Origin of the sequence: Streptomyces sp. NPDC056161 (assembly GCF_042268025.1) — a bacterium.
GTDB lineage: Bacteria > Actinomycetota > Actinomycetes > Streptomycetales > Streptomycetaceae > Streptomyces.
This window is the reverse complement of sequence record NZ_JBHJUV010000034.1, coordinates 98,803-109,225: the sequence shown is the minus strand read 5'-3', so window position 1 is coordinate 109,225 and position 10,423 is coordinate 98,803. Positions and strand designations below refer to the sequence as shown.

Annotated in this window: 9 protein-coding genes; 2 read left to right on the top strand and 7 right to left on the bottom strand. The window is 74.4% G+C overall.

The genetic code is table 11. The features are described from left to right. Positions 1-13: 13 nt before the first annotated feature. The 4 genes from dnaK to ACFC09_RS28565 form a co-directional block, all read right to left on the bottom strand. A complete protein-coding gene (gene dnaK / locus ACFC09_RS28580) occupies positions 14-1,903 on the bottom strand; it encodes a molecular chaperone DnaK (protein ID WP_376533205.1) in 1,890 nt (629 codons plus the stop codon). A 131-nt stretch (positions 1,904-2,034) separates the two neighbouring features. Further along, the gene (locus ACFC09_RS28575; RefSeq protein WP_376533204.1) at positions 2,035-2,460 is read right to left on the bottom strand and encodes an OsmC family protein; all 426 of its coding nucleotides are present in this window, start codon (positions 2,458-2,460) and stop codon (positions 2,035-2,037) included. 243 nt (positions 2,461-2,703) lie between these two features. Further along, positions 2,704-4,860 carry a phage holin family protein gene (locus ACFC09_RS28570; protein WP_376533203.1) on the bottom strand — a complete coding sequence of 719 codons (2,157 nt, stop codon included), beginning with the start codon at positions 4,858-4,860 and terminating at the stop codon, positions 2,704-2,706. A gap of 147 nt (positions 4,861-5,007) precedes the next feature. Further along, positions 5,008-5,409 carry a hypothetical protein gene (locus tag ACFC09_RS28565; RefSeq protein WP_376533202.1) on the bottom strand — a complete coding sequence of 134 codons (402 nt, stop codon included), beginning with the start codon at positions 5,407-5,409 and terminating at the stop codon, positions 5,008-5,010. An 85-nt stretch (positions 5,410-5,494) separates the two neighbouring features. Here ACFC09_RS28565 and ACFC09_RS28560 point away from each other — a divergent pair, with 85 nt between their 5' ends. Continuing rightward, positions 5,495-6,268, top strand: a complete 774-nt coding sequence (locus ACFC09_RS28560; protein ID WP_376533201.1) for an MBL fold metallo-hydrolase — start codon at positions 5,495-5,497, stop codon at positions 6,266-6,268. Next, the gene (locus ACFC09_RS28555) at positions 6,265-6,915 is read left to right on the top strand and encodes a DedA family protein (RefSeq protein ID WP_376533200.1); all 651 of its coding nucleotides are present in this window, start codon (positions 6,265-6,267) and stop codon (positions 6,913-6,915) included. The genes ACFC09_RS28560 and ACFC09_RS28555 overlap by 4 nt, the downstream gene beginning before the upstream one ends. Before the next feature lie 8 nt (positions 6,916-6,923). On the opposite strand, the gene ACFC09_RS28550 is transcribed toward ACFC09_RS28555, so the two are convergent. The 3 genes from ACFC09_RS28550 to ACFC09_RS28540 all read right to left on the bottom strand — a co-directional run bounded on the left by ACFC09_RS28550 (position 6,924) and on the right by ACFC09_RS28540 (position 10,369). Beyond that, positions 6,924-8,003 carry an MBL fold metallo-hydrolase gene (locus tag ACFC09_RS28550; protein ID WP_376533199.1) on the bottom strand — a complete coding sequence of 360 codons (1,080 nt, stop codon included), beginning with the start codon at positions 8,001-8,003 and terminating at the stop codon, positions 6,924-6,926. Then, the gene (locus ACFC09_RS28545; RefSeq protein ID WP_376533198.1) at positions 8,000-9,247 is read right to left on the bottom strand and encodes an aminotransferase class I/II-fold pyridoxal phosphate-dependent enzyme; all 1,248 of its coding nucleotides are present in this window, start codon (positions 9,245-9,247) and stop codon (positions 8,000-8,002) included. The genes ACFC09_RS28550 and ACFC09_RS28545 overlap by 4 nt, the downstream gene beginning before the upstream one ends. Positions 9,248-9,406: 159 nt before the next feature. Further along, positions 9,407-10,369 (bottom strand): hypothetical protein, encoded by a 963-nt coding sequence (locus tag ACFC09_RS28540; RefSeq protein WP_376533197.1) that lies wholly within the window; start codon positions 10,367-10,369, stop codon positions 9,407-9,409. Between the last annotated feature and the right edge of the window lie 54 nt (positions 10,370-10,423).

Genomic DNA, 10,423 nt, shown 5'->3' with positions numbered 1-10,423 from the left:
CCGCCGGCCCGGCTCAGGCGGCGCCGCCCTTGGTGTCCCGCTCGTCGTCGACGATCTCCGCGTCGACCACGTCCTCCTCGTCCGCCGGCGCGGAGTGCTCGGCGGTCCGGGCCGAGGTCTGCTGCCTGCTCTGCCCGGCCTGCTCGTACATCGCCTGGCCCATCCGCTGGCTGACGGTGGCCAGCTTCTCCACTCCGGTGCGCAGGGCGGCGGTGTCGGCGCCGGTCGCGTCGGTCGCGTTCTTCTCCAGCAGCGTCTTCAGCTCCGCCGTCGCCGACTCGACCTCGGCCTTGGTGTCGGCCGGAATCCGGTCCTCGTTCTCCCGGAGGAACTTCTCCGTCTGGTAGACGAGTTGCTCGCCCTGGTTGCGGGTCTCGGCGGCCTCACGGCGCCTGCGGTCCTCCTCCGCGTACTGCTCGGCCTCCCGCATCATGCGGTCGATGTCGTCCTTGGGGAGGGCGGAGCCGCCGGTCACCGTCATCTTCTGCTCGCGGCCGGTGGCCAGGTCCTTCGCCGAGACATGCATGATCCCGTTGGCGTCGATGTCGAAGGCCACCTCGATCTGCGGCACACCGCGCGGGGCGGGCGGCAGCCCGGTGAGGTCGAAGACGCCCAGCTTCTTGTTGTACGCGGCGATCTCGCGTTCGCCCTGGTAGACCTGGATGCCCACGGAGGGCTGGTTGTCGGCGGCGGTGGTGAAGATCTCCGAACGGCGGGTCGGGATGGTCGTGTTGCGTTCGATGAGCTTCGTCATGATGCCGCCCTTGGTCTCGATGCCCAGGGACAGCGGGGTGACGTCGAGGAGCAGCACGTCCTTCACGTCGCCGCGGATCACCCCGGCCTGGAGGGCGGCGCCGACCGCCACCACCTCGTCGGGGTTGACGCCCTTGTGGGGTTCCTTCCCGGTGAGCTCCTTGACCAGGTCGGTGACGGCGGGCATCCGGGTGGAGCCGCCGACCAGGATCACGTGGTCGACGGCGGAGAGTTTCACTCCGGCGTCCTTGACCGCCTGGTGGAAGGGGGTCTTGCAGCGGTCGAGCAGATCGGCGGTGAGTTCCTGGAACTGGGCGCGGGTCAGCTTCTCGTCCAGGTGCAGCGGGCCCGCGGCGGACGCCGTGATGTAGGGGAGGTTGATGCCGGTCTCGGACGAGGACGACAGCTCGATCTTGGCCTTCTCGGCGGCCTCGCGCAGCCGCTGCCGGGCCATCTTGTCGGCGCCGAGGTCGATGCCGTTCTCCGCCTTGAACTTCTTGACCAGGTGTTCCACGACCCGCTGGTCCCAGTCGTCACCGCCGAGGTGGGTGTCGCCGTTGGTGGCCTTCACCTCGATGACCCCGTCGCCGATCTCCAGCAGGGAGACGTCGAAGGTGCCGCCGCCGAGGTCGAAGACGAGGACGGTCTGCTCCTCGCCGCGGTCGAGCCCGTAGGCGAGGGCGGCGGCCGTCGGCTCGTTGATGATTCGCAGCACCTTCAGGCCGGCGATCTCGCCGGCCTCCTTGGTCGCCTGCCGCTGCGCGTCGTCGAAATACGCCGGTACGGTGATCACCGCGTCGGTGACGTCCTCGCCGAGGTAGGACTCGGCGTCCCGCTTCAGCTTCTGCAGCACCCGCGCCGACAGCTCCTGGGCCCGGTAGCGGGTGCCGTCGACGGTGCCGCTCTCCGGGAAGCGCCAGTCCGCGTCGCCCATGTGCCGCTTGACGGAGCGCGCGGTGCGCTCCACATTCGTCACGGCCTGCCGTTTGGCGACCTCGCCGACCAGCACTTCGCCGTTCTTCGCGAAGGCCACGACCGACGGGGTGGTCCTCGCGCCCTCGGCGTTGGCGACGACGGTGGGCTCACCGCCTTCCAGGACGGCCACCACCGAGTTCGTCGTACCGAGATCGATCCCGACCGCGCGTGCCATCTCCGTCCCCTTCCGCCGGGCGTGCCCCCATCCAGCACAAAACTTGAGTGCGCTGTTGTCAATGCCGGGTACCCCGAAAGGGCGGTGCCGCACCCCCCGGGGAGGGCGCGGCACCGTGGAACGGACCGGTGTCAGGCGAGCTTCGCCGACAGCGTGATGGTCGTGCCGGTCAGGGCCTGGCTGACCGGGCAGTTCTTCTTGGCGTCCTCGGCGGCGGCGACGAAGGCGTCGTCGTCCAGACCCGGGACGGTGCCCTCGACGCTCAGTTGGATGCCGGTGATGCCCTGACCCGGCTGGAAGGTCACGTCGGCCGAGGTGACGAGCTTGGTGGGCGGGGTGCCCGCCTTGGTCAGGCCGTTCGACAGGGCCATGGAGAAGCAGCTGGAGTGGGCGGCGGCGATCAGCTCCTCCGGGCTGGTCTTGCCGTTCGCCTGCTCGGCACGCGACGGCCACGACACCGGCTGCTCGCCGATGCCGGAGGAGTCGAAGGTGACGACTCCGTTGCCCTCAAGCAGGTTGCCTTCCCAGACCGTGTGTGCGGTGCGCGTGGTAGCCACGGTTGTTCCTTTCGCGTGTGGTCCCGGTGCGGGGCGCCCCCTTCCCGGCGCGGGCCGGGGAGAGTACCGGCCCCATCCGATCACATCCGCGCTCACCGCACCTCGGAGACCTGGCCTTGCCCGCCGGCTCCGCGAGCGGCGGGTGCCCGGCGTCGTACGTCACGATCGCCTCTGGCGGGTCCCGGCGTCCCGCGCGCGGGATGCCGGACCGGTGGCGCGGGGCCCTGGGCGCGCCGACGGTGTTCAGGCCGCCCGGCTGTCCGAGTCCGAGTCCAGGACCGTCTCCGGGGCCGCGTCCGTCTCCGTACCCGCGGCCCGCGCCGTACCCGCGGCCGTGCCGGTGTCCGTGGGGAGGGGCACCTGGGGGCCGTTGGACTCGCCCAGCCAGCGGCGCAGGACGCGGTGCACCTCTTCGGCGCCGACCAGGGGCCTGTCGTCGGCGGCCGGCGCGGACAGTTCGAGGGGTGACAGCAGGAACGGCCGGGCCTGGGCGCCGCCCAGCCCGCCGTGCGAGCCGATCTGCTCCTCGAAGGCGAGGACTTCGCCGTCGTCCGGCTCGTACGCGGAGTTGACCATGATGTCGGCGGTGTGCGGGAAGGAGTGGGTGCGGCGCACGGCGTCGGCGGCACCGGGCCCGAACCGGTCGAGCGGCCCTGGCTCGTCGGCGAGCCGGTCGAGCGGGATCTCGGCGCCGTACGCGCCCAGGACCACCCCGCCGTGCTCCGCGCTGCGCACCAGCAGGAAGCCGATGCCGGGGTGGTTGGCGAGCGTGCCGAGCAGGGCGGGATGGCGGGCGTCGATCTCCTCCTTGGTCATGCGGTGCGGTACGTCCGGGAAGGAGACCAGGCCGAGGTTGCCGGAGGCGAGGACGATCGGCTCGGAGCGGCGGCGCACGGGACGGCGCTGTTCACCGCCCTCCTCGACCGGCCTGCGCAGGGCTGCCCGTACGGCGGCGCGTGCCTCCGTACCGCTGCGCGTCCTTTCGGCGCGGCGCGGCACGGGCAGCCCGCTGCCGGCCCGGACCAGGTCGCCGAGGGTGAGGCCGTAGCGGGCGTGGAAGGTCTCGCCGGGGCTCTGCCCGTGGTCGGAGAGGACGACGATCCGGTACGGCCGCGGGGTGTGCTCGGCGACCTTCTCGATCAGCGCGAGCGAGCGGTCCAGCCGTCGCAGCACCAGCGCGGCGTCCTGGCTGTGCGGACCGGAGTGGTGGGCCACCTCGTCGTAGGCGACCAGGTCGGCGTAGACGGCGGTGCGGCCGACGAGCATGTCGCCGACCACCGCGGCGACCACGACGTCCCGTTCGACCACGGTGGCGAAGGCGCGCACCAGCGGGTAGAGGCCGCCGCGCGCCACCCGCGGCCGCTGCTTCCTGACCCGGGCCCGGGTGGACTGGAAGATCTCACGGCCGACCTCGGCGAAGAAGGACAGGGCGGTGCGGACGGCGTTGGCGGGGTCGGAGAAGTAGGCGAAGTAGCCGGACCGGGAGCGGTTCTCCCGGCCGCGGCGGCGGGCGGCGATGGACAACACGAGGGCCTGCTCGTCGGCCCCGCCGCTGAACAGGTTGCCGCGGCTCGCGCCGTCCGCGCCGAGCAGTCCGCCGTCGCCGGTGCGGACGACGGCGCGGCGCTGGAGTTCGGCGGCGCTGGCCGGGCGGTTGCAGACCATCACCTCGCGGTGCTCCTTCTCGTACCAGCGGAAGGCGGGTACGTCGAAGGTGCTGCCGTGCAGGATGCCGAGCTGGCTGGCGCCCGTCTGGCTGGACCAGTCGGTGCGCCAGGGGGTCAGCCGGTGGCTGGGGCGCCGCCCGTCGCCCGTGCCGAGCCAGCGGGCCGCGGTCGGCATGAGCCCCTGGGCGACGGCTTCGGTGAGCACGTCGTGGCCGACACCGTCGAGTTGGATGAAGACGGTGCCGGGGGTCACCGGGCACGGCGGGCACAGGCGGCCGCGCCGGTCGGCGAGCCGGTGCAGCCGGCGCCGGTACGCCTCGTCGTCCCGGACGACCAGGGCGGCACTGGTGGCGGAGGCGACGGCGGACATCACGGCGGCCACGATGACGGCGGTCTCGGGGGCCACGGCGCCCCGGCCGGTGGGGTTGATGCGCAGCGCGAGCAGGAGCAGCGAACCGTTGAGGAAGAAGACGAGCAGCCCGAGGACGAGCGCGGGCACGAGCAGCAGCAGCCGCACGAGGACGGGCCAGACCACGGCCGACAGCACACCGAAGGCGCCCGCGCCGAGCGCGGCGGTGACGGCGATGCGGGTGGCGCTGTCGCCGTCGGCGGACTGGAGCTGGAAGTCGGGCAGGATCGCGGCGAGCACCAGCATGGTGAGCGTGGAGACCGCCCACACCGTGACGCTCCGCCCGACCTGGCTGAGTATTCGCCGCCACCGCCCGCCACGCACGCCCCGCCCACCTCACGTTCCGGCCCGTCGCCGCCGCGGACCTGTCCGCTCACCTTGTCATACGGCCGGACCAGGCGGGGTCGGGCCGGTGCCGTCCGGTGCTCCGGCTTGCCGTCCGGGTGCTCCGGCTGCCGCCCCGGTGCGCCGCTACCTGCCGTCGTATCCGGCGGTGGGCATGGACAGCCGGCGGTGCACCCGGGCCTTCATCTGGGCGTCGTAGCACGGTTCGGCCCGGCCGACGGTCTCGACGCGCACCCCGCGCCGCGCGCACTCCGCGGTGAACTGCTCCACCGAGGACAAGGCGCTCTCCAGGACCCGGCGGCTCGGTGCCACGAAGACGTCGACGCCGGGCCGCACCCCGTCCCACAGCACTCCGTGGTCGGTCCTGAGCCCCCGCACCAGCAGCTCACGGGCGACGACGTAGCCACGCTCCGCGGCCCAGTGCGCGCACATCGCGTGCTGACTGCGGGAATCCACCAGGAAGGGATCCGCCTCCAGTTCCTCAAGCGGCGTCAGACTCGCGATCGCCGTGACCCGAACCGGTCCCATGGAGCCCCCCTCACCTCCGGGTTTCCCCGCCGACCCTACTCCTGCCCGTAGGCTTCGGGGGAGTCGCGCGAAGGAGGCGAAGAAGGTGCCGGTGGAGGTCACCTGGTGGGGTCACGCGACCTGCACGATCGAGGATTCGAACATACGTGTGCTGACCGATCCTCTGTTCGTACGACGGCTCGCGCATCTGCGCCGCCGCCGGGGCGCGCTGCCGCCGCCGGACGCCCTCCGCGCGGACCTGGTGCTCGTCTCCCACCTGCACGCCGACCACCTGCACCTGCCCTCGCTGGCCCGGCTCGCCCGGGGCACGCGCCTGCTCGTGCCCCGGGGCGCACCACGGGGGGTGCCCGGACTGCGCCGGCTCGACGGGCTGCGGGTCACCGAGGTGTCCCCCGGTGACCGGATCGAGGTCGGTGACCTGGTCGTCCGCGTGGTGCACGCGCTGCACGACGGGCGTCGGCTGCCGGTCGGCCCGCACCGCTCCCCCGCGCTGGGGTACGTCGTCGAGGGCCAGGCACGCACGTACTTCGCCGGCGACACCGGGCTGTTCGACTCGATGGCCGCGGAGGTCGGGCCGGTGGACCTGGCCCTGCTGCCGGTGGGCGGCTGGGGCCCGCACCTCGGTGAGGGGCATCTGGACGCCGGGCGGGCCGCGCGGGCACTGGCCGGGCTCGCGCCGCACAGCGCGGTACCGGTGCACTACGGCACGTACTGGCCCATCGGGATGGACGCCGTGCGCCCCCATGAGTTCCATGCGCCGGGCGATGAGTTCGTGCGCCTCGCTGCGGAGGCCGCGCCCCAGGTGGCGGTGCACAAGCTCGGGCACGGCGAGGGCGTACGGCTGGAGGTCGCGAGGTGAGCTGGCTCGCGGCCGCCACGACCACCACGCCGCCCGAGGCCACCCAGCAGGCGATCGGGTATCCGACGCTGTTCCTGCTGGTGCTGATCGGGGCGCTGGTGCCGGTGGTGCCGACCGGGGCGCTGGTGAGTTCGGCGGCGGTGGTCGCCTTCCACCAGACGGCCCCGTTCGCACTGGTGCTGGTGTTCGCGACGGCCTCGCTGGCCGCGTTCCTCGGGGACGTGGCGCTGTACTGGCTGGGTCGGCGCGGGATGGGGTCGAGGAACGGCTCGCGCTGGCTGGAGGCGATCCGGGCGCGGGCCCCCGAGGACCGGCTGACCCAGGCGCAGCAGAAGCTGGCCGACCACGGGGTGGCGGTGCTCGTGCTGTCCCGGCTGGTCCCGGCCGGCCGCATACCGGTGATGCTGGCCTGCCTGATGGCCGAGTGGCCGCTGCGCCGCTTCGCCCGCGGCAACCTGCCGGCCTGTCTGGCCTGGGCGGTGACGTACCAGTTGGTCGGCATCCTGGGCGGTTCGCTGTTCGACGAGCCCTGGCAAGGGGTGGTCGCGGCGGTCGTGCTGACCGTGGTGATCAGCGGGGCACCGGGCGTGTGGCGCCGGATCCGCGGGACGGCCCGGCCCCGGACGGACACCCACGGACCCGTGTGAGCCCTGCGTCAGCCGAGCACCCGTGAGCCGCCCACCGGCAGGTCCCACAGGTCCTCGCGGTCCAGGCCCGCTCTCTGCCACTCGGCCCGTACCCGGGTGAGCGGTTCGAGGACGGGCTCGGCGGAGAGGACGAAGGTGCCCCAGTGCATGGGCGCCATCCGGCGGGCACCCAGGTCCCGGACCGCGCGCACCGCCTCCTCCGGGTCGCAGTGCACGTCGCTGAGCCACCAGCGCGGGTCGTAGGCGCCAATGGGGAGCAGCGCGAGGTCGATGCCCGGGTAGCGGCGGCCGATCCGGGAGAACCAGTGGCCGTAACCGGTGTCACCCGCGAAGTAGACCCGCTGTCCCTCCACGTCGGTGAACACCCAGCCGCCCCACAGGCTGCGGCAGGTGTCGGTGAGCCTGCGCCTGGACCAGTGGTGGGCGGGCACGAAGTCGAAGCGGACACCGGACAGTTCGGCCGCCTCCCACCAGTCCAGCTCGGTCACGGTGGTGAACCGGCGCCGCCGGAACCAGCGGCCGAGGCCCGCGGGCACGAACACCGGTGTGTCGCGCGGGAGCCGGCGCAGCGTCGGGGCGTCCAGGTGGTCGTAGTGGTTGTGGCTGATCACGACGGCGTCCACCCGCGGCAGTGCGTTCCAGGCGACGCCCACCGGGGTGATGCGGGCCGGGGTGCCGAGGATGCGGCGGGACCAGACCGGGTCGGTGAGGACCGTCAGGCCGCCGATCCGCACGACCCAACTGGCGTGGCCCGCCCAGCTGACGGCGACGGTGCGGGCGTCGACCCGGGGCAGCGGGCCGGGTTCGTAGGGCAGCCGCGGGATGTCGGCCAGGCCCTCGGGCGAGGGCCGTACGGAGCCCTCGCGGGCGAAGCGGGCGAGGGACTTGAGGCCGGGCAGGGGCGAGGTGAGCCGGTCGTGGAAGGCCCGCGGCCAGAACCGGTGTTCGCCCAGCGCGCGGGGTTCGGCGAGCGGCGGGAACGGGGGTGCGACGGCAGCCGGGACGCCGGTCGCGCCGGCTCGTCCGGGCGGCGTGGTGGTCGTGGTGGTCGTGGTGGTCGACCCGGACTGCGGCGTCTGCTGCGTCATCGAGGAGGCTCCCATCGCTGAGCGTCGTCGCGGAGATCGCCGAAGACCGACCTCAAGGAGATCAACGCGCGTTGCACGTGTGGCAGTTCCAACGGTGAGGGTGACGTGAGGCATTCCGTGCGTTCCTCGTCCGTGCCGTCCAGCAGCGGCCCGGTGGCCAGCCGCACTCGCAGCGCCCCGAGGTCGTCGCCGAAGCGGTGGCCGCCGGGCGCGGGCATGCCGAGCCGGTCGGTGAGGAGGTCCTCCAACTCCTGGGCGTCGCCGATCCCTTGCGCGACCAGCGCGGCGCGCAGCGGACCGAGATCGGCGTACAGGTGGCGTCCGGCCTGCGGCGGGCGGGCCAGGGCGCCCGCCGCGACCACGACGGCGTGCGCGGCGGCGGCCACGCGCGCGTGCAGGCGTACGGTGGCGGCGCGGCGTACGGCGACGGGCTCGGGTTCGTCGAGCGCGTACGCGGCGGCGGCCGCGACCGGGCCCGCGACGGCGGCGCCCAGCGCGGTGAGCACGTCGAGCACGCGCGCGTGGAGGCCCTGCCCGGCCGGGCCCTGCGGGAAGCGGGCGACGGCGGCGGGCCAGCCGGGCGGCAGCGCGGCGCCCGCCAGGTCGGTGACGACGGTGACCCGGTCCGGCAGCATCTCGGCCGGGCTGAGCAGCACGGTCTCGCGTGGGGCGTGCAGGGTGTCACGCCAGGTCTCGTCGCTGATCAGGTGCAGTCCCTCGCCCTCGGCCGCCTCGACGACCTCGTGCACCAGTTCGGGCGGGGCGACGGTACCGGTCGGGTCGTCGGCCACGGAGAGCACGAGCAGCCGTGGATCCCCTCCCTCCGCCCGTACCCGGCGCACCGTCTCCAGCAGGGCGGCCGAGTCCGGGACGCCGCCGCACTCGGCCGGAGTCGCCACGTGGAACACGGGCCGTCCCAGCAGGCGTGCGTACGGTGCCCACCAGGCGGCGCAGGGCCGCGGCACCAGCACGTCGCCGCCGAGCGCGGCGGTCAGCGCGTGGACCAGGGAGGGCGCGCCGGGTCCGGCTGCCACCCGGTCGGGATCGGTCGGCAGGCCGCGCCGTGCCCAGTAGCCGACGGCCGCGTCGAGGAGCGCGGGCGCGCCGCCCACCGGTTCTCCCCCGGCGTGCCGGGCGTGCGCGGCGAGCACCTCGGCCAGCTCCGGCAGGACGGGCAGCCCGTCGTCCGGCAGGGACGGACCGTACCGGACGGGACCGTGGCCCTCGGGGTCCGTCCGCCGCATCTCCGCCTCCGCGCAGTCCGTGGTGCCGTGTCCTGTCCCCGTGCGGTCCGGTCCGTGCCGCGTGCTCCTCGTGCACATGCCCTGTCGTCGTCCGTGTCCGTGTCCGGTCACGGCTACCGTCGTCCCGCGTCCGTGTCCGGGCCGCGGTCCCGTACGGCGTCAGCCGTCCGTGGCCGGCTTGCGGCGCCACAGCCGGTGCACGGCGCCGCCGAACGCGCCCGCGATCAGTACGCCACCGGCGACCAGCGCCGGAACGGACTCGTTGAAGGCGCCGCCCGCCCCGGCGTTCGCGCCGCGCCGGCCGTCGGCCGGTCCGCAGGAGGCGCCTGCCCCCGGTTCGTCGCAGGTACGCCCGTCGTCGCACCGCTCCGCGGGTCCACACGCGTGCGTGCCGCCCTCCTGGACGCCGCCGCCCTGGGTGCCGTCCTCGTACCGGCCGGTGCCGGGCGCGTGCGTGGTGCCCTGGTGCGTGTCCGTGTCGGGCCTGCCCGTGCCCGGGGTGCCCGTGCCCGGGGTGACCGTGTCGTACGGGTCCGTGTACGGGGCCGCGGAGTCGTGCGCGCCGGACCGCGCCGGATCGGGGATCCCCGTCCCGGCGAGCCCTGTCCCGGGAAGGCCGGGATCGGGGATCCCCGTCCCGGGAAGGCCCGGATCGGGGATCCCGGTCCCGGCGCCGCCGGTGATCCCGTCGCCGCCTGTGATTCCCTCCCCACCGGTGATCCCGTCCCCACCGGTGATCCCGTCCCCACCGGTGATCCCGTCCCTGCCGGTGGCCGTCCCGGTGTCGTCGAGCCGGCCCGCGCCTTCCCGGGGCACACCGGAGGCCGCCGTACCCGGGGTCCGCCCCGGTGTGCCGGTCCCGCGGGCGCAGTCGCCGTCGGCCGCCGCGCGGTCGTCGCCGAGCAGCCCGCCTGCCGTGACCCGCGTGCCGGTCAGGATCTCGGGGGTGGCGACGGCGTCCGGGGCGGCGCCGCCGGTGGCGGCGGGGCACGGCAGGGACGCGGCGGCCGTGCCGTCGGGCCGGACCGGACCGGCGACGGGAGCCGCGGACCCGGCCGGGGCGGTGCCCACGACGACGCCGGTCAGGGCGGCCACGGCGAGGGCACGGGCGGTGCGGCGCATGAGCGGACTCCTTGGCAGCGGCGGCCGCGGGAGCACGGCGGCCGTGTCCCGGCG

What these genes read in the sequence shown, in the direction of transcription:
- ACFC09_RS28565 (WP_376533202.1), bottom strand. Translation starts at nt 5,409, where the DNA reads ATGGGACCGGTTCGGGTCACGGCGATCGCGAGTCTGACGCCGCTTGAG.
- dnaK (WP_376533205.1), bottom strand. Translation starts at nt 1,903, where the DNA reads ATGGCACGCGCGGTCGGGATCGATCTCGGTACGACGAACTCGGTGGTG.
- ACFC09_RS28540 (WP_376533197.1), bottom strand. Translation starts at nt 10,369, where the DNA reads ATGCGCCGCACCGCCCGTGCCCTCGCCGTGGCCGCCCTGACCGGCGTC.
- ACFC09_RS28545 (WP_376533198.1), bottom strand. Translation starts at nt 9,247, where the DNA reads ATGCGGCGGACGGACCCCGAGGGCCACGGTCCCGTCCGGTACGGTCCG.
- ACFC09_RS28550 (WP_376533199.1), bottom strand. Translation starts at nt 8,003, where the DNA reads ATGACGCAGCAGACGCCGCAGTCCGGGTCGACCACCACGACCACCACG.